Here is a 23,242-nt window from a genome sequence, read left to right as displayed (position 1 = left end):
AGACGTGACCGGATGGGAGAGGGTTGCTCTGCCCGGATGTGGCCGCACTCGCACGGTTCGCCGCGCGGACGGAGACGGAAGAGGAATCGGATGGCCTCACGAACGGTGTGCAGTGGCGCGGTACTCGGAGCGCTGGTGCCGGCCCTGCTGGCGGGTCCGGCGCAGGCGGTGCACCACCGGCCCGGCCCGGCAGCGCCGGACGCGCTGCCCGCCCCGGACACGGCGGCACTCGGCACCCTCCTGCGCACGGCGCTGAAGCACGGCGCGCCGGGGGCGATGGCGCGGATCGACGACCACCGCGCCTCCTACGACGACCACGCGACGGTGTACAAGGCCATGGAGGGCGTCGCCGACCGCGGGACCGGGGACTGGATCAGCACGGCCGACCGGTTCCGCATCGGCAGCGTCACGAAGACCTTCTCCGCGGTGGTACTGCTGCAACTGGCCGCCGAGGGCCGGGTGAGACTCGACGACCCGGTCAACCGCTACCTGCCGGGGCTCCTGCCGGACGACCGGATCACGGTGCGGCACGTGCTCAGCCACCGCAGCGGTCTGTACGACTACACGAACGAGTTGTTCGCCGGCACCGTGTCCGGCTTCGAGGCCGTGCGCACCAAGGTCTTCACGTACCGTCAACTGCTCGCCCTGTCCCTGGAGCACCCGCGCACCCAGGCGCCCGGCGCCGCCTACGCCTACTCCAACACCAACTTCGTGGTCGTCGGCCTGCTCATCGAGAAGCTGACCGGCCACCCGGTGCGCACCGCTTACGAGAACCGCGTCATCAAGCCGCTGAAGCTGAGCGACACCTTCTACGTCCACCCCGCCACGACGATCCCCGGCCGGCACGCGCGCGGCTACCTCACCCCCGACGAGGCCGCGTCAGCCCCGGTGGACGCCACCGAGCAGACGATGTCGTGGGCGCAGAGCGCGGGCGCGCTCATCTCCAGCACCCGCGACCTCAACACGTTCTTCTCGGCGCTGCTGGGCGGACAGCTGCTTCCGCCCGCCCAGTTGGACCAGATGGAGCGGTGGATCCCCGCGGGCACCGGCCAGGCGTACGGACTCGGACTGCGCCGCCGGGACCTGTCGTGCGGGGTGTCGGTGTACGGGCACACCGGCGCCGTACAGGGCTACTACACCTACGCGTTCACCAGCAAGGACGGCAGGCGCAGCATGGCCGCACTCGCCAACACCTCCAACAACGGCGCGGTGCAGCTGACGATGCTACGCACCCTGGAGTCGGCGTTCTGCGGCAAGCAGACGAAGGCGCGCGGCGCCGCCCGCGTGCCGGGCACGGCGATGGAGAACGACCTCGCGCAGTGATCTTGGCGGAACGGCTGCCTCCGGGCCAGGATGCCCGCATGAAGGGTGACCTGTTTTCCAGTGAGTACGTGGTGGGCCCCGCGACCGCGCCCGGCATGACCGTCGAGAACTCCAAGTGCGTCAAGTACACGGTGGACGGCGAGATGTTCGCCCGCCAGGGCTCGATGGTGGCGTACCGCGGCGACCTGCGGTTCGAGCGCAAGGGCCAGGGCGTCGGCGGCATGCTCAAGCGCGCGGTCACCGGGGAGGGGCTGCCGCTGATGACCGTGCGCGGGCAGGGCGAGGCCTGGTTCGCGCAGGAGGCCCTGAACTGCTTCGTCGTCGAGGTCGACCCGGGTGACGAGTTCACCGTCAACGGCCGCAACGTGCTGTGCTTCGACGCGACCCTGTCGTACGGGATCAGGACGGTGAAGGGTTCGGGCATCGCGGGCGGCGGGCTGTTCAACAGCGTGTTCACCGGGCAGGGCCTGCTGGGCCTGGTGTGCGAGGGCAGCCCGCTGGTCATACCGGTCACGCCGCAGCAGCCCGTGTACGTCGACACGGACGCGGTCGTCGGCTGGACCGCCCACCTGAGGACGTCGCTGCACCGCTCGCAGTCGTTCGGCTCGATGCTGCGCGGCGGGTCCGGCGAGGCGGTGCAGCTCATGCTGGAGGGTGAGGGCTACGTCGTCGTCCGGCCGAGCGAGGCGACGCCGCACCGGCCCCAGCAGCACTGAGGGAAAGCAGGCCCTCCTCGCGGACCGGATGCGGCGGACCTGTTGACCTGCGCGACCCCAGCAGGTGAGGGTCGGGGCGGCGCGGATCACCAGCCGCGCCGGAAAGGTGGACTGCCTTGATCGGCATCTCGGAGATCGAAACCGCCGCCGAGCGGATCGCCGGACACGTCGTGCGCACCCCGACCGTGCCGAGCCCCGGCCTGTCCGCGCTGCTCGGCGCCCCGGTGACCGCGAAGCTGGAGCTGTTGCAGCGCACGGGCTCCTTCAAGGCGCGCGGCGCCACGGCGCGACTGCTGTCGCTCGACGAGGCGGAGCGTGCCGCGGGCGTCGTCGCGGTCAGCGGTGGCAACCACGGGATCGCGCTCGCCGTGATGGCCGCCGCGCTGCATGTGAAGGCCACCGTCGTCATGCCGCGCTCGGCGCCCGCCCGGTCCGTCGCGATCGCCGAGGCGGCCGGGGCGTCGGTGCGGCTGACCGACGGCATGGACGAGGCGTTCGCCACGGCCGCGCGGCTGCGGGACGAGGGGCTCACCCTGGTCCACCCCTTCGACGACGAAGTGGTGGTCGCCGGACAGGGCACCGTCGGTCTGGAGCTGGGCGCCGACGCCGGGGAGCTGACCGACGTGCTCGTCAGCATCGGGGGCGGCGGGCTGATCGCGGGCGTCGCCGCGGCACTGCACGCCCTGCGGCCCGGGGTACGGATCTGGGGCGTGGAGACCGAGGGAGCCGAGGCCATGTCCGAGGCGCTGGCGTCCGGCGGCCCGGTCCCGGTCGCCCTCTCCTCGATCGTGACGACGCTGAGCGCCCCGACGGTGTCGAGGCTGACGTACGACCATGTCCGCGCCCTCGTGCACGAGGTGCTCGTGGTGGCCGACCGGGAGGCCGTGCGAGGCAGCCTCGACCTCGCCGAGCACGCCAAGGTCTGGGCCGAGCCCGCCGCGGGCTCCCTGCTGCCGGCCGCCCGGCGGGTACGGGAGCGGATGGGCCCGGACGTCCGGCTCGGCCTGGTGGTGTGCGGGGGCAACGCGGCGGTCGCCGACGTCATGTCCTGGGCGGACCGGTTCGGACTGCGCTGACCAGCGCCGGCGGTCCGGCCGTCGCGGCACGGGGAGATCACTTCGAACGGCCGGGCATCTCGCACGGATCAGGGGTACCAGAGGGGTCTACGTCCCGCAGTCGTCCTCGGAGGGCCGAATTCGTGAACGCCATGGTGCGCAAGAGTCTGGTGGTGCAGTTGCAGGCGCACGGCATGGAACGCTTCCCCGTGCTGGCTCACCTGGATTACGAGGCCGACGACCCGTTCGCCGTCACGATCGTCTTCGCGCACGACGGGCGGGTGCTGGCCCGGTGGAAGGTGGACCGGGGCATGCTCGACGAGGGGCTGAGAGAGCCGGTCGGCGTCGGCGACGTCCGCTTCCGCCCCGTCTCCGACGGCCTGTCGGAGGAACTGCGCATGGAGTTCTTCGGCGACGCCCACGCCGACGGAGGGCGGCAGCACGCGACGGTGTTCGTGTGGGCCGCCGCCGTCGGGGCGTTCCTGCGGGAGACCTACGCCTTGGTGACGCCGGGCGAGGAGGACGCCGGTGTCGACGACTTCCTCGCGGAGGTGCTCACCGGAAGCTGAGCGAGGCCGCCGTCGCCGCCGCACCGGATGATGCGGCGACGCCGGGTCCGCTCCGGCTCCCGGCGGCCGGGGCCGGCCCGAACGCCGGGCCGGCGCCTGTGTCCCGCGGATTCCCGCGGCCGCCCGCTGCTACCAGCGGGCTTCCACCTGGTCCTTGATCCGCCGCTCGTAGAGGTCCCGGATCGCCGCGAGCGTCTCCTCGCCCAGCGGGGGCAGCTTCGCGGCGGCGGCGTTGGCGCGGGCCTGCTCCGGGGAGCGGGCTCCCGGGATGACCGTGGTGACGCCGGGCTGCTGGATGATCCAGCGCAGCGCGAGCTGGGCCGGGGTCCAGCCCTCGGGGGCGAGCGCGGCGAACTCGGCCGCGGCCTCCACGCCCGTCGCGAAGTCGACGCCGGAGAAGGTCTCGCCCTGGTCGAAGGCCTCGCCGTGCCGGTTGTAGGTGCGGTGGTCGTCGGCGGCGAAGACGGTGTCCTTGGTGTACTTGCCCGACAGCAGCCCGGAGGCGAGCGGGACCCGGGCGATGATGCCGACGCCCGCCGCCCGCGCCGCGGGCAGCACCTCGCGCAGCGGCTTCATGCGGAACGGGTTGAGGATGATCTGCACACTGGCCACGTTCGGCCGGGCAATCGCCGTCAGCGCCTCGGCGCAGGTCTCCACGCTGACGCCGTAGGCGGCGATCCGCTCCTCCTCCACCAGGGTGTCCAGCGCGTCGAACACCGCGTCGCTGGAGTACACGGAGGTGGGCGGGCAGTGCAGCTGCACCAGGTCGATGCGGTCGATGCCCAGGTTGCGCCGGGAACGGTCGTTCCAGGCGCGGAAGTTGTCCAGGACGTAGTTCTCCGGGGTCTGCTCGACGCGCCGGCCCATCTTGGTGGCGACCAGCGCGTGGTGGTCCGGCCGGCTGCCGAGGAAGGTGGCGATGGCCGACTCGCTGCGCCCGTCGCCGTAGACATCGGCGGTGTCGAGGAAGGTCACCCCCGACTCGGCGGCCGCCTCCAGGACGGAGAGGGCTTCCTTGTCGTCCACGTCGCCCCAGTCGGCGCCCAGTTGCCAGGTGCCGAGCCCGACGACCGACGCGTGCTGGTGCGACCTGCCGAATTCACGTTCGTCCATGACGACAGTCTGTCATCAGGCGTCCACCCGCGCGGAGCGGGCCGCTCCGGGGCCGGTGCCCCGTGTGCGCGGCCGGCACGGCTACCCGGCGGCCGCCGCGCGGCACTCCGGGTGACCCCAGCCCTGGTCGTTGCGGGCGATGGACTCGCCGGCCGCGTAGGGGCGGCCGCACACGCAGCGGCCGGGGAACTTCGCCTTGATCGTGCGGGACGACGAGCCGCCGGTGCGCGGCCGTTCCGTCTTGGTCCCGTTCGTGCGACGGCGCGGGGCGGCGGACACGGGCGCGGAGGGCGGCGGCTCCGGCGAGCCGAGGGCGCTGCCCGCGGACTGCTGCGCGCTCGCCGCCTGGCTGGCCGCCCGGTCCGCGAAGTCGTTGAGCGGGTCGCCGTCGACCTGGTGGGCGGGCACATAGCGGAAGTCGACCGAGCGGCCCTGGAGCAGCTCGTCGATCCGCACGACCAGCTCCTGGTTGGCGACCGGCTTGCCCGCGGCCGTCTTCCAGCCGTTGCGCTTCCAGCCGGGCAGCCAGGTGGTCACGGCCTTCATCGCGTACTGCGAGTCCATCCGCACCTCGAGCGGCACGTCCGGGTCGGTCGCAGTCAACAGCCGCTCCAACGCGGTGAGTTCGGCGATGTTGTTGGTGGCGGTGCCGAGCGCTCCAGCCTCCCAGCGGACCGGGCTGACGGCGTCGTCCGAGACGACCCACGCCCAGCCCGCCGGACCCGGATTTCCCTTCGACGCCCCGTCGCAGGCGGCCACCACACGTTCACGCATGGGCTCGATCATGCCACGGCCGGACGCATCCTCCGGACCGTCGTCCAGGACACGTCCTACGACACGTCCGCGGCCTGCGGCCTCTCACCCTGGGTCGTGGTGACGTCGATCACCGAGAAGTTCGCACCCTGCGGGTCGGTGAGCGCCGCGAGCCGGCCGAAGGGGCTGTCGTGCGGGCCGAACCGCAGCACACCGCCCCGCCGGGTCGCGGTGGCGACCGCGTCGTCGCAGTCCGCGACGGTGAAGTAGACGTTGATGTACGACGGCACCTCGGGCGGGAAGTCCTCCGACATCCTCATGCGGCCGAGGACCGGATCGCCGCCCACGTCGAACACACGGAAGTCGATCGCCTCGTCCTGGAGCTGCTTGGCGGTGTAGCCGAAGACATCACAGAGGAAGGCGTCCGCCTTCGAGGGCTCGCGGGTGAACAGCTCCGCCCAGCAGTAGGCGCCCGGCACCGCGACCGCCTCGAAGCCCTCGTGGATGCCGCCCTGCCACACACCGAACACGGCGCCGCTGGGCTCCCGGGCCAGGCACATGGTGCCGAAGTCTCCGACCTGCATGGGCTCCATCAGCACCTCACCGCCGTGGTCGCGGATCCTGCCGGCGGTGGCGGCGGCGTCCGGCGAGGCGAGATACAGGCACCACTGCGACTGCCCCTCCTGCCCGGGCATGGGCGGTACGACGGCGGCCACCGCCTTTCCGTCCGCGTAGGCCTGGGTGTAGTTGCCGTACTGGGACGAGGACTCCCCGAAGGTCCAGCCGAGGACGTCGCCGTAGAAGCTCTTGGCACCCTCGACGTCGCTGAACATCGCATCCGCCCAGCAGGGGGTTCCCTCGGGTCGTACCGCCATGACCGCCGCCCTCTTCCGTTCGGTGACTCGTTCCGTCCTCACGCTAGTGACTCCCGGGTGCGGTCGCGCGCCGAGCGGGCCCGCCTGTCCCACACTGGGACGGACGGCGAGGAACCGGGTGGTCACGGCGGACGGGACGCGAGATGACGGACGGCACGATGCGGGCGTGGACGGTGACCGGCCCCCGGCCCGTGGAGGAGGGGCCGCTGCGGCTGACGGTGAAGCCGGTCCCCGAGCCGGGGGACGACGAGCTGCTGGTGCACGTACGCGCGTGCGGGGTGTGCCGCACCGATCTGCACGTCACCGAGGGCGATCTGCCGGTGCACCGGACCGGGGTCACGCCCGGTCACGAGGTCGTGGGCGTGGTGGCGGGCCGGGGGCGGGCGGTGAACGGCTTCGCGCCCGGCGACCGGGTGGGCGTGGCCTGGCTGCGCCGCACCGACGGCACCTGCGCGTACTGTCTGCGCGGCGCGGAGAACCTGTGCCCGGCCTCGCGGTACACCGGCTGGGACGCCGACGGCGGTTACGCCGAGTACACGACCGTCCCGGCCGCCTTCGCCTACCGGCTGCCCGGCGAGGTCGACGACGTGGCGCTCGCGCCCCTGCTGTGCGCGGGGATCATCGGCTTCCGGGCGCTGCGCCGGGCCGCGCTGCCGCCCGGCGGACGCCTCGGCCTGTACGGATTCGGCGGCAGCGCCCATCTGTGCGCGCAGGTGGCCCTCGCGGAGGGCGCCAGGGTGCACGTCATGACCCGCGGGGAAGCCGCGCGGCGACTCGCGCTGGAGCTGGGCGCGGCCTCGGCCCAGGACGCGTACGCGGTCCCGCCCGAGCCGCTGGACAGCGCGATCCTGTTCGCCCCCGTGGGCGACCTGGTCCCCGTGGCGCTGCGGGCCCTCGACCGGGGCGGCGTGCTGTCCGTGGCCGGCATCCACCTGAGCGACACACCGCCGCTGCGCTACGAGCGCGAGCTGTTCTACGAGAAGGAACTGCGCAGCGTCACCTCGAACACACGCGAGGACGGCCGGGACTTCCTCGCCCTGGCCGCCCGGCACGGGGTGCGCGCCACCACGCACGCCTATCCGCTCTCGCGGGCCCCGCAGGCGCTGGAGGACCTCAAGGCAGGCCGCTTCGACGGGGCCGCGGTGCTGGTGAACGACCTGCCCTGACCGGAGCCTGCTCCTTCGCCCCGGCACCGGAACGGGAGGCCGGTCCACTCCCCCGGACGGGTGGACCGGCCCCGTCGCCCGCCGTCACTCGCCCGCGTACGCCCTTTCCAGGGCGGCGATGTCGAGCTTGCCCATGGCGAGCATCGCCCGCGTGGTGCGGGCAGCCTTCTCGGCGTCGGGGTCGCCGATCATGTCGATGAGCTTGGCCGGGACCACCTGCCAGGAGACGCCGTACCTGTCCTTGAGCCAGCCGCAGGGGCCCGGCTCGCCGCCGTTCTCGGTGAGCCCGGTCCAGTAGTGGTCGATCTCCTCCTGGTTCTCGCAGTGGATCTGGAAGGAGACCGACTCGTTGAACGTGAACTGCGGACCGCCGTTGAGCGCGACGAACTTCTGGCCGTTCGCCACGAAGTCGACCGCGATCACGGATCCGGCCGGGCCGGGTCCGGCTTCCGTGTAGCGGCCGATCCGCCCGATGGTGGAGTTCTTGAAGACCGAGACGTAGTAGTGGGCGGCTTCTTCGGCCTGGCCGTCGAACCAGAGACAGGTGGTGAATCCTTCGGTGGCCACGGGTTCCTCCTGGAGTGTGCGACGCGGTCATGTGTATCGACCGGCCCGCGCCGCGAAACTCATCGGTGCTCCGGCGGGAGTTCCCGGGGCGCCGCACCGGCCCGGAACTAGCATCGCGGGCATGACGACGTCACCGCCCGCCGACGGCATCCGGCCCTTCCGGCTCAGCGTCCCGCAGAGCGACCTCGACGATCTGCACGACCGCCTCGACCGCACCCGCTGGCCGGACGAGCTGCCCGGCGCGGGCTGGGACCACGGCGTCCCCGTCGACTACCTGCGCGAGCTCGTGCGGTACTGGCGGCACGACTACGACTGGCGGGCGGCCGAGGCGCGGCTGAACCGGTGGCCGCAGTTCACGACCACGATCGACGGCGCGAACGTGCACTTCGCGCACGTCCGCTCGCCGGAGCCGGACGCCACCGCGCTGGTCGTCACGCACGGCTGGCCGGGCTCGACCGTCGAGTTCCTGGACATCGTGGGTCCGCTCACCGACCCGGCCGCCCACGGCGGCGACCCGGCCGACGCCTTCCACCTCGTCCTGCCGACCATCCCCGGCTTCGGACTGTCCGGGCCCACCACCGAACGGGGCTGGGAGGCGGGCCGGGTCGCCGACGCGTGGGCCGGGCTGATGCGGCGGCTCGGCTACGAGCGGTTCGGCGCGCAGGGCGGCGACTGGGGCGCGGCGATCTCCCGCGAGCTGGGCCGCGCCCACCCCGGCCGGGTGATCGGCGTCCACCTGAATCTGCTGCCGGGCGCGCAGCAGACCACCGAGCCGACCGGGGAGGAGCTGGCCGGGCTCGGCGCCGAGGAGCGGGAGCGGACGCTCACATCGTGGCGGCGCTGGGACGCCTGGCAGCGGGAGGGCGCGGGCTACGCGGCGCTGAACGCCAGCCGCCCGCAGACCCTGGCGTACGCGCTCACCGACTCGCCGGTCGGCCAGCTCGCCTGGATCGTCGAGAAGTTCCGTGAGTGGACGGACTGCGACGACCTGCCCGAGGAGGCCGTCGACCGGGACCGGATGCTCACCGACGTGATGCTGTACTGGCTGACCGGGACGGCCGGTTCGTCCGCGCGGATCTACTACGAGCGGACGCACGCCTCCGGCCGCGCTGCCGCGCCCGCGGAGCCGTCGACCGCCCCGACCGCGCTCGCCGTCTTCCCCGCCGAGCTGCAACTCCCGCTGCGGCACAGGGCGGAGCGCACCGAGAACATCGTGCGCTGGACGCAGTTCGACCGGGGCGGCCACTTCGCGGCGATGGAGGAGCCGGACCTGCTGGTCACGGACGTACGGGCGTTCTTCCGGCAGCTCCGCGAGAAGGGCTGACCGGGCCGCTCCGCCCGTGGCGAATCTGCCACGGGCAGAGAAAACGTACGCGGCGGTGGCACCGGGCCGACAGTGGGGTCGACGGCATCCGTGCCACGACAAGGAGACCCGATGACGCCACCGACCGCACTGCTCCCGTCCGGCGCGCTCGCGCCGCGCGCCGAGGAGCACGACACCACGCCCAGCCGGTTCGACGACCATCTCGCGGCCGGACTGCTCGCCCAGCGGATCGTGTTCCTGGGCACCCAGGTCGACGAGGTGTCGGCCAACCGGGTGTGCGCCCAACTGCTGCTGTTGTCGGCGGAGGACCCGCGCACCGACATCGCCCTGTACATCAACAGCCCCGGCGGATCCGTCACCGCGGGGCTCGCCATCTACGACACGCTGCGGCTCATCCCCAACGACGTGTCGACACTGGCGATGGGATTCGCCGCCAGCATGGGCCAGTTCCTGCTCGCGGTGGGCACGCACGGCAAGCGGTTCGCGCTGCCGAACGCACGGATCATGATGCACCAGCCGTCGGCGGGCATCGGCGGCACCACCGCGGACATCGAGATCCAGGCGGAGAACCTGGAGCACACCAAGCGCACCATCGAGCGGCTCACCGCCGAGCACACCGGGCAGAGCGAGGAGACGATCCGGCGGGACGGCGACCGGGACCGCTGGTTCACCGCCGAACAGGCCAGGGAGTACGGGATGGTGGACCGGGTGGTGGAGTCGGTCGCCGGCATCCGCCCGGCCGACTCGCGCCGTCGGATGGGGCTCTGACATGGGGTCGTACACGGTTCCGTACGTCATCGAGCGCACCGCGCAGGGTGAGCGGTCCTACGACGTGTTCAGCAGGCTGCTGAACGAACGCATCGTCTTCCTCGGCACCGAGATCGACGACGGTGTGGCGGGCGTCGTCATCGCCCAGCTGCTCCACCTGGAGTCGGCGGCCCCGGACCAGGAGATCGCGATCTACCTCAACTCGCCCGGCGGCTCGTTCACTTCGCTGATGGCGATCTACGACACGATGACGTTCGTACAGGCGCCGATCTCCACGTTCTGCGTGGGGCAGGCGGCCTCGACGGCGGCGGTTCATGCTGGAGCACGCCCGGGTGCTGCTGGGGCAGCCGGCCACCGGCGGGCAGCAGGGCACGGTCTCCGATCTGGCGCTCCGGGCCAGGGAGATGAGCCGGATCCGCTCCCAGGTCGAGGAGGTGCTGTCCCGGCACACCGGCCACGACCCGGCGACACTGCGCGCGGACATGGACCGCGACAAGGTGTTCACCGCCGAGGAGGCGGTGGCGTACGGGCTGGCCGACGAGGTGCTGAGCCGGCGCCTCGCACAGGTCTGACACACACGGGCCGGCGCCTCGCACAGGGCCGACGCACGCGGGCCGGCGCTTCTCGCGGCTCCGAGGCGCCGGCCCGGTGCGGATGTCAGGCGGCCAGGCACAGTCCGCCGTGGCGGGGGACGGGGGTGCCCCGGCCGCGGACGGCACCGCGCGCCGCGGTGCGCGCCAGCTCGTCCTGGACGAGGGAGAGCAGGTCGCCGAGGCCGATGCCGAGCGCCTGCGCCGCGGCCGCGAGGATCTCCGAGGAGGCCTCCTTGCGGCCGCGTTCGACCTCCGACAGATACGGCATCGAGATCCGCGCCGCGTCGGCGACGTCCTGGAGCGTGCGCTCCTGCGCCTGCCGTTCACGGCGCAGGACGTCGCCGACGAGATCGCGCCAGAGGGGTTCCCTGGGCGCGGCCGCCGGGGTGCGGCCCTGGGCGGGACGTTCGGGTGCCGGGCGGGACGGCGCCGGGCGCGCGGCCGGCGGGCGCAGAGGGATGACGGGGGCTCGGTTCGGCGCTCGTTCGCTCATCCTCCCAGCCTAGAAGTCCCGGACTCGGGCGTAAGGGAGGGCGGTTGCGCCCTGGGTGAATCCGCGGCCGGGTCCTCCCGCCCCTCAGCCGCGTCCGCCCTCTCCGCACCGGCGAATTCGCGCCGCCCCGGCGCACGAAGGGCATGCCCTCGGTGACTGCGGGTATCCGCAGCTCCAACGGCCGGGCAGGCAAGGAGCGGAGCGCGACCCCCGGGGACGGCGGCGGCATACATCCCGGCGGCCCGGGTACCCGGGGGTCGCACAACCGCTCGGTGCCGGAGCGCCGGAGCAGAAGTACGCAGGCCGACGAGGCAGAGGGCGAACCGTGACTTACGTGGGAGAGGCGATGGACACCACCGTGATCCGGTCCGGGGCAGCGGTCGGGAAGACGCGGAAGGCCGAGACGGGTGGCGGGTCGCTGCCGGGGGTGGAGAACCCGCGGTCGGTCGCTCCGCGTGACGCGCGCGAGCTGTCCCGCCACTTCTTCCGGCGGCTGACCGAACTCGACGAGGGCACGCACGAGTACCAGTACGCCCGCAACACGCTCATCGAGATGAACATGTCGCTGGTGCGGTTCGCGGCCGGGCGGTTCCGCAACCGCGGCGACGACATGGAGGACATCGTCCAGACCGGGATGATCGGCCTGATCAAGGCGATCGACCGGTTCGAGCTGGCGCGCGAGGTGGAGTTCACCTCGTTCGCCCTGCCCTACATCGTGGGCGAGATCAAGCGGTTCTTCCGGGACACCACCTGGGCGGTGCACGTGCCGCGGCGGCTCCAGGAGCTGCGGGTCGAACTGGCCCGGGCCCGCGAGGAGCTGTCCAGCCGCCTGGACCGGGACCCGACCCTGGGCGAACTCGCCACGCTCATGAACATCTCCGAGGACCAGGTGGTGGAGGCCCAGATCGCCTCAAACGGCTACAACTCCGCGTCGCTGGACGCCGCCCTCACCGGTGAGGGAGCGGAGGACGGCGAGGCGGTGCTCGCCGACTTCATCGGCGTGGAGGAGGACGGGATCAGGCTGGTCGAGGACTTCCACGCCCTCGCGCCGCTGGTGGCCGGGCTCAGTGAACGCGACCGGCAGATCATCCATCTGCGGTTCGTGGAGGAGGCCACCCAGGCGGAGATCGGTGAACGGCTCGGCTGCTCGCAGATGCACGTCTCCCGGCTGATCAAGCGGATCATCACCCAGCTCCGCCAGGGCATGCTCGGCGAACTGGGCTGCGCCTAGGGTCTGTCACTCCGTCCGCGCGCTTGTCACTCGCTGCCGAGTTCGACGAGCGCGCGGACGCGCTTGCCCACGGGGACGCGTTCCACGGTCACCTCGAGCGCCAGCGCGTGCACGATCTCCAGGCCGTGCCGGCCCACCCGCCGCGGATCCCGGGGGAAGCGCCGGGGCAGTACGGCGCTGCTGTCGTACACGCACACGTTCACCGTGCTGTCCGTGCCCTCCAGCTCCAGGATGTACGGCCCGTCGCTGTGCCGGTCGGCGTTGGTGACCAGTTCACTGACCACCAGCAGGAGCGCGTCACCGCAGCGGCGGCCGATCTCGGCGCACCACTCGTTCCTGAGCTGGTCCAGGAAGTGCGCGGCGAAGGACCGCGCCTCGGCGATGCAACCCGGTTCGCCGGTGTAGTGCGTCGCCCGCCGGAGCGGTTCCACGGGAACGTCGAAACCAGTCGTTATCACTGCCCCGTCCAGATGGTCGGTCATGCGTGTCTCTCTCGGAAGCCGGCCAGGCCGGACACTGCTGCACCTGTGCTGTTACCCCGAGCCGCGCCCGGCAGTCCCACCCGTCGGCGGACGCGGACGGACCCTCCGGCAGGCGCGGCGCCGCGGCCCCGCATAGCGTGGCGGTGTGAGCCCCGCGAGCCCTCCGGTCCCGCCGAGCCTCCCGGTCCCGCCGAGTCCCCCGGCACCGCCGACGGCCCGGCATGGCTGGGCACAGGCCCTGGCCACAGTACTGGCCGGGGTGGCGGGCATGGGCGCGATGGCCGCACTCGGGCTGTGGGCGGCCGGTGCGGCGCGTCTTCCCGGCAACGCCTTTCCCCGGGTGGTCGCCGCGACCGTGGTGACGGCCGTCGGCGGCAGCGTCGACCTGTCCGGCGACGCGGGCCCCCTCGCCCGGACCCACGCGGGCATCACGGTGATGCCGCTGTCGGTCACGCTGGTCGGCACGCTCGTCGTGGCCGCGTGTTTTCTGCGGCCGCTGCGGCACCGCGCGGTGGCCGGGGCGCGCGAACTGGCCGGGTGGGCCGCCCGGATCGCCGCCCTGTGGCTGCTCGTGCTGATCGGCCTGGCGCTGGTTGCCCGGCAGACCTTCGCCGTCGACCTCGGCAACGGGGTGCTCGGCGCCATCGGCGGGCTGTTCGGCGCCGCGCCGGAGGTCGGCTTCGCCGCGCGGGTGCCGCTCACCGTGCTCTTCGGGCTGCTGTGGCTGGCGGGCGTAATGGTGCTGGCCCTCCTGGTGGCGCCCGGGGCGCCGTTGCCCGCGCGGCTGCTGCGATGGCGGGAGCCGGTGCGTCCGGCGGCGTACGCCATGGTGGTCCTGCTGCTCGCGTGCGTGGTCGTGGGCCTCGTCGTCGCGCTGGTGACGGCGGCCACCCGCGGGCGCCCGGCGGACCACTTCGCCGTGATCCTGCTCGGGCTGCCCAACGTGGTCTGGCCGATGTTCACCATCGGCCTTGGAGCCACCTGGAACGGCCGGGTGGACGGCCCGTTCGGGCTGCCGATGCCGCGTCTGCTCGACGAGGTGCTGCGCACCCCGGACGTCTCCACGCTCAACCTCGGCACGCTCGCCGAGCACGACGGCCGGGTGTGGTGGCTGGTGGTCGTGGACGCCTTGCTGCTGCTGGGCGCCGCGTTCCTGATGGCGGCACGTTCCCCGGCCGGGACGCCGGCCTGGCGGCACGCCGTCCGCATGGCCGTCGCCCTGCTGCTGACGGTCCTGGCGGTCTGTGCCGTCGGCCGGATCTCCGCGCACTACGGTCTGTCGCTCCTCGGCATCGGAGACGTGGGCGGCGGCCTCTCCGGAGAGGTGCTGCTGCGTCCCCGGTTCTGGGGGGCGCTGGGCCTCGCCGTCCTGTGGGGTCTGGTCACGGGCTTCCTGGGTGCTCTGGCGGCGTCCCGGTCACGGCGCCGGGCGGTCAGGCCATGGGCATGACGAGCGCGGGCAGGGTGCGGTGCATGCGCAGGGCGTCCACCGACTCGGCGAGCAGCTCGTACTCCGTGGTCTCGTCGCCGGCGGCGATCCGCACCAGCCTTCCCTCGGTCAACTCGTCGGCCACGATCTCCTGTTGGGCCACGTCGGCACACCAGGCGCGCAGGATGGCGGGGACGTCGGGCACGGAGTCCGGCACCGGGACCAGCGCGCCGGACGGGACATGGGGGGTGTCGGGTCCGGGGTCGAGCCTCTCGGCGATCCAGGAGGCGCGGTCGCGCAGCCACCACAGGGCCAGGGCCAGGGTGGGCGCCCGGTAGGTGCCGAGCGGTACGCCGATGCGGCGGCCGCCGCACACACCGTACGCGGTGACATGGCACAGGAATTCGTCGTGCACTGCTCCTCCCCCGTGGCCTCGCCGCCCGGTCGGCCCCGGTCCGTGCGGCTTTTATGCGGTGAAGTGCCCCTGAATTCGAGTATGTTCACTACTGAACCACTGTCACCACGACTTTCCGGCCAGTCTCCGGGCATATTCCTCACGCCAGGTGGCCGAAACGCGACGTTCCGTGATCGCACGGCATGACCCGCTAGGTAATCGACCCCGGCGGCGCCCGCGCGGCAGGGTGGTCCCATCGGGTCGCCGAGGACCGGGACCCGGGCTCCGACCAGCGTTTACGACCTCGATGGAGGCTGATTCAGCATGTCCGCGCAGACCGACCGGTACACGATCGCCGTCACCCGCTACTTCGAGGCCTGGAACGCCCCGGACGCCCAGGCCCGGGCGAAGGCGGTGGCCGACGCCTGGAGCCCCGACGGCACCTACACCGACCCCCTGGCCGACGCCGGCGGCCACGAGGAGATCACCGCCGCCATCAGTGCCGCGCGCGAGCAGTTCCCCGGGTGCGCCTTCCGGCTCACCGGCACCGTCGACGGCCACCACGACACGGCCCGCTTCTCCTGGGAACTCGTGAACGAGACAGGGGGTACCGCCCCGGTCGCCGGCTCCGACGTGATCACCCTGGACGACGAGGGCGGGATCCGGGCAGTCCTCGGCTTCCTCGACCGGGTGCCGGCGGCGGCCTGAGACGCCGTCCCACCGTCCCACCGGAGCAGGACCCATCCCCGTCGCGACAGAGGTCCGGCCCCGGCGGGGAGTCCGCCGGGGCCGGTGCGGGCGCGCGGCCGGTTCGGGCCACGGGCCGGCCACGCGGTGCTACAGCGCGATGGCCGCGTCGATGCGGGCCAGCTCCTCCGCGTCGAAGTCCAGGGAACGCGTCGCGGCGACGCTGTCCTCCAGTTGCCGCGGGCTGCTCGCGCCGACCAGGGCCGAGGTGACCCGTCCGCCGCGCAGCACCCAGGCCAGCGCCATCTGCGCCAGGGACTGCCCACGGGACTTGGCGATCTCGTCCAGCGCGCGCAGCCTGCCCACCAGTTCGCCGGTCACCGCGGCGGAGTCGAGGAACGGGCTGTCGCCCGCCGCCCGGGAGTCCTCGGGGATGCCGTCCAGATAACGGGCGGTGAGCAGGCCCTGCTCCAGCGGGGAGTAGGCGATGGAGCCGACCTGGAGTTCGTCCAGGGCGTCCAGGAGGCCCTCCTCCTCGGGGCGCCGGTCGAGCATCGAGTAGCGGGGCTGGTGGATCAGCAGCGGGGTGCCCAGTTCGCCCAGGATCCGGGCGGCCTCGCGGGTCTGCTCGGCGGAGTAGTTGGAGACACCGACGTAGAGCGCCTTGCCCTGCTGGACCGCCGAGTGCAGGGCACCCATGATCTCCTCCAGCGGGGTGTCCGGGTCGGGGCGGTGCGAGTAGAAGACGTCGACGTAGTCGAGGCCCATGCGCTTCAGGCTCTGGTCCAGCGAGGACAGCAGGTACTTGCGGGAGCCCCATTCGCCGTACGGGCCGGGCCACATAAGGTAGCCCGCCTTGGTGGAGATGACCAACTCGTCCCGGTACGGCACGAAGTCGGCCCGGAGCGCGTCGCCGAGGGCGGACTCGGCGGCGCCGGGCGGCGGGCCGTAGTTGTTGGCCAGGTCGAAGTGGGTGACGCCGAGGTCGAAGGCGCGGCGCAGGATCGCGCGCTGGGTGTCGACCGGGCGGTCCGGGCCGAAGTTGTGCCACAGGCCGAGCGACAGCGCGGGGAGCTTCAGGCCACTGCGTCCGGTGCGCCGGTAGGGCATGTCCGCGTAGCGGTCGGGGTGGGCGGTGAACAACGCGACTCCATCGGGGTTGGCACGAAGGTGAACGGTTCCGGCGGAACCAGTGTCCCCAACTCTCGCGCGCCCCGGCGGCAGCAGTCCAACAGGAGAATCCGATGGGATTCAACGACTACGCTGCTCAATCATGGAACTGCGTCATCTCCAGCACTTCGTCGCCGTCGCCGAGGACCGGCACTTCACCCGGGCGGCGGAGCGCCTGATGGTCTCCCAGTCGGGGCTCTCGGCGTCGATCCGCGCGCTGGAGCGTGAGTTGCAGACCTCCCTGTTCGTGCGCACCACGCGCCGGGTGACGCTCACGGAGGCGGGGCGCGCGCTGCTCGGCGAGGCGCAGCGGATCCTGGCGCAGGTGCGGGCGGCGCACGAGGCGGTGGCGGCGGTGCAGGGCGTGCTGCGCGGCACGCTCTCGCTCGGCACCGAGCAGTGCATCGCCGGGGTGCATGTGGCCGGGCTGCTCGCGGCGTTCCGGCGGCGGCACCCGGACGTGGAGATCCGGCTGCGGCAGACGGGTTCGGGCGCGCTGGCGGAGGAGGTCGCGGCCGGCCGGCTCGACCTGGCGTTCGCCTACCGGACCCGCGCGGACACCGACCAGCTGCGCTCGGTGTCCCTGGCCGGCGAGCCGATGACGGTGCTGTGCCACCCGGGCCACCGGCTCGCCTCCGCCCAGGCCGTCCTGACACCGCGGGACCTGGACGGCGAGGTCTTCGTCGACTTCCATCCGGACTGGGGGCCGCGCCGGACCACCGACGCGGCCTTCGCCGCCGCGGGTGTCCGGCGCACGGTGGCCCTGGAGGTCAACGACGTGCACAGCCTGCTCGACCTGGTCGACGAGAACCTGGGCATCGCCGTCGTCCCGCGCCACTTCCGGCACAAGCGGCCTTCGCTCACCGCGCTGCCGCTCAAGGGCGCCACGGAGACGGAGTACGAGACCGTCGCCCTGCTGCCGCCCGAACAGGCCACCAGCCCGGCGGCCCGCGCCCTGATCACCCTGCTCGGACCGGAAGAGCCGGGCACGGCCTGACGCCGGCCGGATTCCGGACGCGGGACGGCCGGCGATGCGCCAAGGTGGACGTATGCATGCGAAGGACATCCTCATCGAGGGCCATGCCCGCATCCGGGAAGAGGTCCATGCCGTCGTCGACGGCCTGCCGTCCGAACTGCTCAACGCCCGTCCCGCGACCGACGCCAACTCCGTCGCCTGGCTCGTCTGGCACCTCACGCGCGTGCAGGACGACCACGTCGCCGACGCGTTCGGCCTCGACCAGGTATGGCTCGCGCGGGACTGGCAGAAGCGCTTCGGGCTCCGTCTGGACCGGCACGACACCGGCTACGGGCACACCCCGGCGAAGGTCGCCGAGGTGCGGGTCGACGACGGCGAACTGCTGACCGGCTACTACGACGCCGTGCACGAGCAGACCCTGACCGCCCTGCGCGGGTTGACCGCCAAGGACCTGGAACGCGTCGTCGACGAGAGCTGGGACCCGCCGGTCACGCTGGGCGTGCGCCTGGTCAGCGTCCTGTCCGACGATCTCCAGCACGCCGGACAGGCCGCCTATGTCGGGGGGCTGCTTCAGAGCGCGGACTCGTAGCCCGGCAGGACCACGTCCCGGATCAGGCTCACGCGCTCGTCGAAGGGGAGGAACGCGCTCTTGACGGCGTTGACCGTGACCGTGCGCAGGTCCTCGACCGTCCAGCCCGCCTGCTCGACCAGCAGGGACATCTCGCGGGTCATCGTGGTGCCGGACACCAGGCGGTTGTCGGTGTTGAGGGTGACCCGGAAGCCGAGGTCCTTCAGCTCCGTGATGGGGTGCTCGGCGATCGAGGTGGCGGCGCCGGTCTGGAGGTTGGAGGTGGGGCACATCTCCAGGGTGATCCGGCGGTCGCGCACCCAGCCGGCCAGCCGGCCGAGCTTGCCGTCGACGATGTCCTCGGTGATGCGCACGCCGTGCCCGATGCGCTGGGCGCCGCACACCTGGAGGGCCTGGTGGATGCTGGGCAGGCCGTGCGCCTCGCCGGCGTGGATGGTGAACGGCACGCTCTCTCGGCGCAGGTGCTCGAACGCGTCCAGGTGGTCGGCGGGCGGGAAGCCGTCCTCGGCGCCCGCGATGTCGAAGCCGACGACACCGGCGTCGCGGTGGGCGACGGCCAGGTCGGCGACCTCACGGGTGCGGTCGAACATCCGCATGCCGCACAGCAGCGTGCCGACCCGGACGGGCGTGCCCTGGGCGGCGGCCTTGGCCATGCCCGCGGCGAGGCCCTCCTGGACGGTCTCCACGACCTCGGTGAGGGTCAGCCCGCCGTTGACCATCAGTTCGGGGGCGTAGCGCACCTCCCCGTAGACGACGCCGTCCTCGGCCAGGTCCAGGACGTACTCCTCGGCGGTGCGCAGCAGGCCCTCGCGGGTCTGCATCACGGCGAGGGTGTGCTCGAAGGTGGCTATGTAGCGGACCAGGTCGCCGGAGTTGGCCGCGTCGTAGTACCAGGCGGCGAGTTCGGCGGGGTCGGTGGTGGGCAGGGTGTGGCCGACCGCGTCCGCGAGTTCGACGACGGTGGCGGGGCGCAGGCCGCCGTCGAGGTGGTCGTGCAGCACGGCCTTGGGGAGCCGGCGGAGGGTGTCGGTGTCGATGCGGGGCGCGGTCATGGGGCGTTTCCTAGGGCAGTCGAGCGGTAGTGGTGTCCGCGGTGGCGGTGTTCGGTGGTCAGCCCGCGTCGGGGGCGGGCTGGAGCAGGTCCCAGCGGTTGCCGTACAGGTCCTCGAAGACGGCGACCGTGCCGTACGGCTCCTGCCGCGGCTCCTCCAGGAAGGTGACTCCGGCCGCCCGCATCCGGGCGTGGTCGCGGGCGAAGTCGCCGGTGTGCAGGAAGAACCCGACGCGTCCGCCGGTCTGGTCGCCCACCCGGGCCTGCTGGGACCCGGTCCGGGCGCGGGCGAGCAGCAGTGCGGTCCCGGTCCCGTCACCCGGTTCGACGACGACCCACCGGGAGCCGTCCGGGCGCGGGGCGTCCTCGGCGAGCCGGAAGCCGAGCGCTCCGGTGTAGAAGCGGATCGCCTCGTCGTAGTCGTCGACGACGAGGGTGACCAGGGCGATGCGTCTCATCGGGGCCTTTCGGAACAGCGATCGCGAGGAGCGATCGTCGGGTGAGGTTATACGTAAAACGTGCATGACGCCAGTCATCCCGGACGCGGATCGGCAGGGGATCAGCGGGAGGTGTCGCCCTGGGCGACCTCGACCCGGTGATGGACGTCGATCATGCCGGTCGCCGAGGCGGCGAAGGAGAGCGCGGCGCAGGCCGTCAGCAGCGCGGCGATCCGGGTGGCGGCGCGACGCGGGACGTGCGGGGCGGCGAGGAGCGCCTTGACGCGGTGCGGGACCGGTCCCGAGGTGGCGGCGGGGGCGAACTCCGGGCGCACGGAGCGGGCCTCCTGGCCGGCCAGGGCGGCGCGCGCGATGGCGCGGGCGGTCAGGCGGCGGTCGCCGACGGCCGCGGCCGCGGCCTCGTCGGCGGCGCGCTCGGCCGCGAGGCGGATCGCCCCGCGGACCCGCCGCAGCGCGGGATGGCAGTGGGCGGCCAGCTCGGCGGCGGCCAGGAAGTAGTGGTGGCCGCCCCGGTTGTGGGCCCGCTCGTGGGCGAACAGCGCCTCGCGCTCGGCCGCGTCGAGGCTGCGGAGCATCGCGGTGGTGACGACGATGCGGTGCGGGCGGCCGGGCAGCGCGTAGGCGTCCGGGTGCGGGGAGTCCACCACGCACAGGTCGCCGGCGGCGGGCCTGCGGCCGGCCTCCGTGTGCGCGCTGCGGAAGGCGCGGAACTCCCGCAGCGCGGCGCGCCCCAGCGTGCCCGCGCACACGGCGAGCGCTCCGACGGAGATCGCGGCCGCCGGGACGACCACCAGGTCGGAGGGCATGGACACGGGGTGCACGAGCTTGCCCAGCGCCGCGACGAGGGGCAGCTTGAGCAGGCCGGTGAGGACGAAGGCGCCGAGTGCGGCGAGCGAGCAGCCGGCGAGCACGACCGCGAAGCCGGTGATCATCCACAGCGCGGTGACGGGGGCGAGGCGGTCGAGCGCGCGCCGGGCAAGGGCCGGCGCGGCGAACGGCAGCAGCAGGGACAGGAGCAGAAGCAGGGCCGCGGTCATCGCTCACCGGATTCGAGCAGATCGCGCAGGACGCGCTCGTCGTCCGGGCTGAGCTGGGCGACGAAGCGGGCGAGTACCGTCTCGCGGTCGGTGTCGCGGTCGAGCTCGGAGTGCATGCGGCGGGCGGTCAGCCCGTGCGCGTCCTGGACGGGATAGTAGGCGTATCCGCGGCCCTGGCGGCGGCGCTGGACGACGCCCTTGTCGTGCAGCCGGGTCAGGATGGTGGTGACCGTGGTGCGGGCCAGGCCGCTGCCGAGGCCGAGCTGGACCTCACCGGGGGTGCGGGGCGCGCCGGCGGCCCACAGGACGGCCATGACGCTGGCTTCGAGCTCACCGGCCGGCCTGCGCTCGTCCCTGTCGTCGTCGGTCATGGGTACGTCCTCACCCCGTTGTCGCCCACAGTCGTAGATCGTCTACATGATTGTAGTCAGTCCGGCACCGTGGTCCGCCCGCGGGCGCGCCCGCCCGCCCATTATGGAAGGAGCCGCCGGGAATGACCGCGGGATCGCGCGCACCCGCGCCCCGGTGCGCTCCGGCGGCCCGCTGCACGACCGGACCGCCGGCAGTAGCTTACGAAGGGGGGCGAACCGGACCGTGAACGGCGGGCGGCGGCGGCGGCACGGCGAACGCGGCAAGAATCCGCAAAGGCCCCTCCGCCACTCCCCGGCGGGGCGCCGATCCGCAATCCGGCAAGGAGTTGAGCACCATGTCCGAGCGGCCCAGGCCCGCCGAGACGCCCGCCCGACAGAACGTCACCTTCCCGAGCGCGGGAGGCACCGCGCACGGCTACCTCGCGCTGCCCCCGTCGGGAAGCGGTCCGGGCGTCCTCGTCATCCAGGAGTGGTGGGGGCTGACGGACCACATCGCCGACGTCGCCGACCGGCTCGCCGCCGAGGGCTTCGTCGCCCTGGCGCCCGACCTGTACGGCGGCAGCGTGGCACACGACTCCGACGAGGCCCAGCGCATGGTGAAGGCCCTGCCGGTCCTGCGCGGTGTCGAACTGCTCTCCGGCGCCGTCGGCCACCTGCTGTCCCTGCCCGAGGTCACCTCCGGCACGGTCGGCGCGGTCGGCTTCTGCATGGGCGGCGGGTTCGTGCTGTACCTCGCGGCCGTCGATCCGCGGGTGAGCGCCGCCGTGCCGTTCTACGGCGTCATCCGCGGCGAACTGCCCGACTTCTCCGGGCTGCGCGCCCAGCTCCTCGGCCACTACGGGGAGCAGGACCGGAGCGTACCGCTGGAGCAGGTCGAGGAGCTGCGCGAGAGGATCCGGCGGCAGTCGGACGTCAGCGCGGACTTCCGCCTGTACCCGGCCGGCCACGCCTTCTTCAACGACCGCCGCCCCAGCCACGACCCCGACTCGGCGTCCCGCGCGTGGCAGAGCACCGTCGCGTTCCTGCACGGGCAGCTGGACTGACCGGGACCGGATGTCGCCGCGGGGGCCGGTCGGACAGTCCCCGCGTGCGGTACGGGACGCCGCTCAGCCGGTCCCCTCGCCCGTCCCGTCGCCGGTCCCGGTGTGCAGCGCGTCGAGCCCGGCCATCTCCTCGTCGGTGAGGCGCAGGGCGCCCGCGGCCACGTTCTCCACGAGGTGGTCGGGGTTGCCGGTGCCGGGGATGGCCAGGACGTGCGGGCCCTGCTGGAGGGTCCAGGCGATCCGTACCTGTGCGGGTGTCGCGTCGTGGGCCCGGGCGACGGCCGCGACCTCCTCGTCGTGGGCGCCGTCCGCCGCCCCCTTGGAGCCGCCCTCGCCGGCGATGGCGAAGAACGGGACGAAGGCGATGCCCTCCTCGCCGCAGACCCGCAGCACTTCGTCGCTGCCGGGGTCGCGGAAATCGAGCCCGAAGCGGTTCTGCACGCACACCACCGGCGCGATGGCGCGGGCCTCCTCGAGGTGGCGCGGCTCCACGTCGGAGAGGCCGAGGTGGCGGATCAGTCCCTCCTCGCGCAGTTCGGCGAGCGCGCCGAAGTGCTGGGCGATGGAGTCCTGGCCCATCCGGCGCAGGTTCACCACGTCCAGGTGGTCGCGGCCGAGCTGTCGCAGGTTCTCCTCGACGTGGCCGCGCAGGTCGTCGGGGCGCGCGGAGGGGCCCCACTCCCCCGAGCAGTTCCGGAACGGACCGACCTTCGTGACGACGACCAGATCGTCCGGGTACGGCGACAGGGCGCTGTTGATCAGTTCGTTGGCGGAGCGCCGGGCGGAGAAGTAGAAGGCCGCCGTGTCGATGTGGTTCACGCCGAGCTCGACCGCCCGGCGCAGGACGGCGATCGAGCGGTTGCGGTCGCTCGGGGTACCGAGGTGAAAGGCGGCGCTGCCCGTCAGCCGCATCGCGCCGAGGCCGATGCGGTGGACGGGCAGGTCGCCGAGTTCCCAGGTGCCCGCGGCGTCCGCGGTGATCGTTTCGGAGGTCATCGGCGGAGTCTCG

26 protein-coding genes and 1 pseudogene are annotated in these 23,242 nt (G+C 72.9%); 14 read left to right on the top strand and 13 right to left on the bottom strand.

Going from position 1 to position 23,242, the window contains the following annotated elements:
- The first annotated feature begins 90 nt into the window (after positions 1–90).
- The 4 genes from CG719_RS26820 to CG719_RS26805 all read left to right on the top strand — a co-directional run bounded on the left by CG719_RS26820 (position 91) and on the right by CG719_RS26805 (position 3,663).
- The gene (locus CG719_RS26820) at positions 91–1,323 is read left to right on the top strand and encodes a serine hydrolase domain-containing protein (RefSeq protein ID WP_100571260.1); all 1,233 of its coding nucleotides are present in this window, start codon (positions 91–93) and stop codon (positions 1,321–1,323) included.
- Between the two features lie 38 nt (positions 1,324–1,361).
- Positions 1,362–2,039 carry an AIM24 family protein gene (locus CG719_RS26815; RefSeq protein ID WP_100571312.1) on the top strand — a complete coding sequence of 226 codons (678 nt, stop codon included), beginning with the start codon at positions 1,362–1,364 and terminating at the stop codon, positions 2,037–2,039.
- A 116-nt stretch (positions 2,040–2,155) separates the two neighbouring features.
- Positions 2,156–3,115, top strand: coding sequence for a threonine/serine dehydratase (locus CG719_RS26810; RefSeq protein WP_100571259.1), 960 nt, complete (start codon positions 2,156–2,158; stop codon positions 3,113–3,115).
- 122 nt (positions 3,116–3,237) lie between these two features.
- Positions 3,238–3,663, top strand: a complete 426-nt coding sequence (locus tag CG719_RS26805; RefSeq protein WP_100571258.1) for an SsgA family sporulation/cell division regulator — start codon at positions 3,238–3,240, stop codon at positions 3,661–3,663.
- Positions 3,664–3,792: 129 nt separating this feature from the next.
- On the opposite strand, the gene CG719_RS26800 is transcribed toward CG719_RS26805, so the two are convergent.
- The 3 genes from CG719_RS26800 to CG719_RS26790 all read right to left on the bottom strand — a co-directional run bounded on the left by CG719_RS26800 (position 3,793) and on the right by CG719_RS26790 (position 6,404).
- Positions 3,793–4,776 (bottom strand): aldo/keto reductase, encoded by a 984-nt coding sequence (locus CG719_RS26800; protein ID WP_100571257.1) that lies wholly within the window; start codon positions 4,774–4,776, stop codon positions 3,793–3,795.
- A gap of 81 nt (positions 4,777–4,857) precedes the next feature.
- Positions 4,858–5,562, bottom strand: coding sequence for a ribonuclease H family protein (locus tag CG719_RS26795; RefSeq protein ID WP_100571256.1), 705 nt, complete (start codon positions 5,560–5,562; stop codon positions 4,858–4,860).
- Between the two features lie 44 nt (positions 5,563–5,606).
- The gene (locus CG719_RS26790; RefSeq protein ID WP_100571255.1) at positions 5,607–6,404 is read right to left on the bottom strand and encodes a VOC family protein; all 798 of its coding nucleotides are present in this window, start codon (positions 6,402–6,404) and stop codon (positions 5,607–5,609) included.
- Positions 6,405–6,562: 158 nt separating this feature from the next.
- On the opposite strand from CG719_RS26790, the gene CG719_RS26785 reads away from it, so the two are divergent.
- Complete coding sequence (locus CG719_RS26785; protein WP_199836793.1) at positions 6,563–7,570, top strand: zinc-binding alcohol dehydrogenase family protein; 1,008 nt, start codon at positions 6,563–6,565, stop codon at positions 7,568–7,570.
- Between the two features lie 84 nt (positions 7,571–7,654).
- On the opposite strand, the gene CG719_RS26780 is transcribed toward CG719_RS26785, so the two are convergent.
- On the bottom strand, positions 7,655–8,137 hold the full coding sequence (locus tag CG719_RS26780) for a VOC family protein (protein WP_100571253.1): 483 nt from the start codon (positions 8,135–8,137) through the stop codon (positions 7,655–7,657).
- A 121-nt stretch (positions 8,138–8,258) separates the two neighbouring features.
- On the opposite strand from CG719_RS26780, the gene CG719_RS26775 reads away from it, so the two are divergent.
- The 3 genes and pseudogenes from CG719_RS26775 (at position 8,259) to CG719_RS26765 (ending at position 10,801) form a co-directional block, all read left to right on the top strand.
- Entirely contained in the window at positions 8,259–9,461 is a 1,203-nt protein-coding gene (locus CG719_RS26775; RefSeq protein WP_100571252.1) for an epoxide hydrolase family protein, read from the top strand.
- A 111-nt stretch (positions 9,462–9,572) separates the two neighbouring features.
- Positions 9,573–10,229, top strand: coding sequence for a ClpP family protease (locus CG719_RS26770; protein WP_100571251.1), 657 nt, complete (start codon positions 9,573–9,575; stop codon positions 10,227–10,229).
- 1 nt (position 10,230) lies between these two features.
- Positions 10,231–10,801 (top strand): annotated as a pseudogene (locus CG719_RS26765) (ClpP family protease).
- Positions 10,802–10,886: 85 nt separating this feature from the next.
- Here CG719_RS26765 and CG719_RS26760 read toward each other — a convergent pair.
- Positions 10,887–11,315: a helix-turn-helix domain-containing protein gene (locus CG719_RS26760; protein WP_100571250.1), complete on the bottom strand. Its 429-nt coding sequence runs from the start codon at positions 11,313–11,315 to the stop codon at positions 10,887–10,889.
- A 346-nt stretch (positions 11,316–11,661) separates the two neighbouring features.
- Here CG719_RS26760 and CG719_RS26755 point away from each other — a divergent pair, with 346 nt between their 5' ends.
- Entirely contained in the window at positions 11,662–12,546 is an 885-nt protein-coding gene (locus CG719_RS26755) for an RNA polymerase sigma factor SigF (RefSeq protein ID WP_100571249.1), read from the top strand.
- A gap of 26 nt (positions 12,547–12,572) precedes the next feature.
- On the opposite strand, the gene CG719_RS26750 is transcribed toward CG719_RS26755, so the two are convergent.
- Positions 12,573–13,028, bottom strand: coding sequence for an ATP-binding protein (locus CG719_RS26750; RefSeq protein ID WP_100571248.1), 456 nt, complete (start codon positions 13,026–13,028; stop codon positions 12,573–12,575).
- Between the two features lie 268 nt (positions 13,029–13,296).
- Between CG719_RS26750 and CG719_RS26745 the strand changes: the two genes are divergently transcribed.
- Complete coding sequence (locus CG719_RS26745) at positions 13,297–14,478, top strand: streptophobe family protein (RefSeq protein WP_234375779.1); 1,182 nt, start codon at positions 13,297–13,299, stop codon at positions 14,476–14,478.
- Here CG719_RS26745 and CG719_RS26740 read toward each other — a convergent pair.
- Positions 14,462–14,872, bottom strand: coding sequence for a hypothetical protein (locus tag CG719_RS26740; protein ID WP_100571247.1), 411 nt, complete (start codon positions 14,870–14,872; stop codon positions 14,462–14,464). The two genes, CG719_RS26745 and CG719_RS26740, sit on opposite strands and share 17 nt — an antisense overlap.
- 303 nt (positions 14,873–15,175) lie before the next feature.
- Here CG719_RS26740 and CG719_RS26735 point away from each other — a divergent pair, with 303 nt between their 5' ends.
- Positions 15,176–15,559 (top strand): nuclear transport factor 2 family protein, encoded by a 384-nt coding sequence (locus CG719_RS26735; protein WP_100571246.1) that lies wholly within the window; start codon positions 15,176–15,178, stop codon positions 15,557–15,559.
- Between the two features lie 129 nt (positions 15,560–15,688).
- Here CG719_RS26735 and mgrA read toward each other — a convergent pair whose 3' ends face one another.
- A complete protein-coding gene (gene mgrA, locus CG719_RS26730; RefSeq protein ID WP_100571245.1) occupies positions 15,689–16,681 on the bottom strand; it encodes an L-glyceraldehyde 3-phosphate reductase in 993 nt (330 codons plus the stop codon).
- A 130-nt stretch (positions 16,682–16,811) separates the two neighbouring features.
- On the opposite strand from mgrA, the gene CG719_RS26725 reads away from it, so the two are divergent.
- Together CG719_RS26725 and CG719_RS26720 are read left to right on the top strand one after the other, a co-directional pair.
- Positions 16,812–17,705: a LysR substrate-binding domain-containing protein gene (locus CG719_RS26725; protein ID WP_100571244.1), complete on the top strand. Its 894-nt coding sequence runs from the start codon at positions 16,812–16,814 to the stop codon at positions 17,703–17,705.
- A gap of 52 nt (positions 17,706–17,757) precedes the next feature.
- Positions 17,758–18,273, top strand: a complete 516-nt coding sequence (locus tag CG719_RS26720; protein WP_100571243.1) for a mycothiol transferase — start codon at positions 17,758–17,760, stop codon at positions 18,271–18,273.
- On the opposite strand, the gene CG719_RS26715 is transcribed toward CG719_RS26720, so the two are convergent.
- The 4 genes from CG719_RS26715 to CG719_RS26700 all read right to left on the bottom strand — a co-directional run bounded on the left by CG719_RS26715 (position 18,255) and on the right by CG719_RS26700 (position 21,190).
- Positions 18,255–19,325: an adenosine deaminase gene (locus CG719_RS26715; RefSeq protein ID WP_100571242.1), complete on the bottom strand. Its 1,071-nt coding sequence runs from the start codon at positions 19,323–19,325 to the stop codon at positions 18,255–18,257. The two genes, CG719_RS26720 and CG719_RS26715, sit on opposite strands and share 19 nt — an antisense overlap.
- 58 nt (positions 19,326–19,383) lie before the next feature.
- Positions 19,384–19,782: a VOC family protein gene (locus CG719_RS26710; RefSeq protein WP_100571241.1), complete on the bottom strand. Its 399-nt coding sequence runs from the start codon at positions 19,780–19,782 to the stop codon at positions 19,384–19,386.
- 101 nt (positions 19,783–19,883) lie between these two features.
- Positions 19,884–20,819 carry a M48 family metalloprotease gene (locus tag CG719_RS26705; protein ID WP_100571240.1) on the bottom strand — a complete coding sequence of 312 codons (936 nt, stop codon included), beginning with the start codon at positions 20,817–20,819 and terminating at the stop codon, positions 19,884–19,886.
- On the bottom strand, positions 20,816–21,190 hold the full coding sequence (locus tag CG719_RS26700) for a BlaI/MecI/CopY family transcriptional regulator (protein ID WP_100571239.1): 375 nt from the start codon (positions 21,188–21,190) through the stop codon (positions 20,816–20,818). Before CG719_RS26700 ends, CG719_RS26705 begins: the two co-directional genes overlap by 4 nt.
- Before the next feature lie 335 nt (positions 21,191–21,525).
- Between CG719_RS26700 and CG719_RS26695 the strand changes: the two genes are divergently transcribed.
- Positions 21,526–22,233, top strand: coding sequence for a dienelactone hydrolase family protein (locus CG719_RS26695; protein WP_100571238.1), 708 nt, complete (start codon positions 21,526–21,528; stop codon positions 22,231–22,233).
- A gap of 63 nt (positions 22,234–22,296) precedes the next feature.
- Here the strand turns inward: CG719_RS26695 and CG719_RS26690 are convergent, their stop codons facing one another.
- A complete protein-coding gene (locus tag CG719_RS26690; RefSeq protein WP_199836788.1) occupies positions 22,297–23,229 on the bottom strand; it encodes an oxidoreductase in 933 nt (310 codons plus the stop codon).
- Positions 23,230–23,242: the final 13 nt, after the last annotated feature.

Source organism: Streptomyces sp. CB01373 (genome assembly GCF_002803075.1).
GTDB lineage: Bacteria > Actinomycetota > Actinomycetes > Streptomycetales > Streptomycetaceae > Streptomyces.
This window is presented reverse-complemented; position numbering and strand designations above follow the sequence as displayed.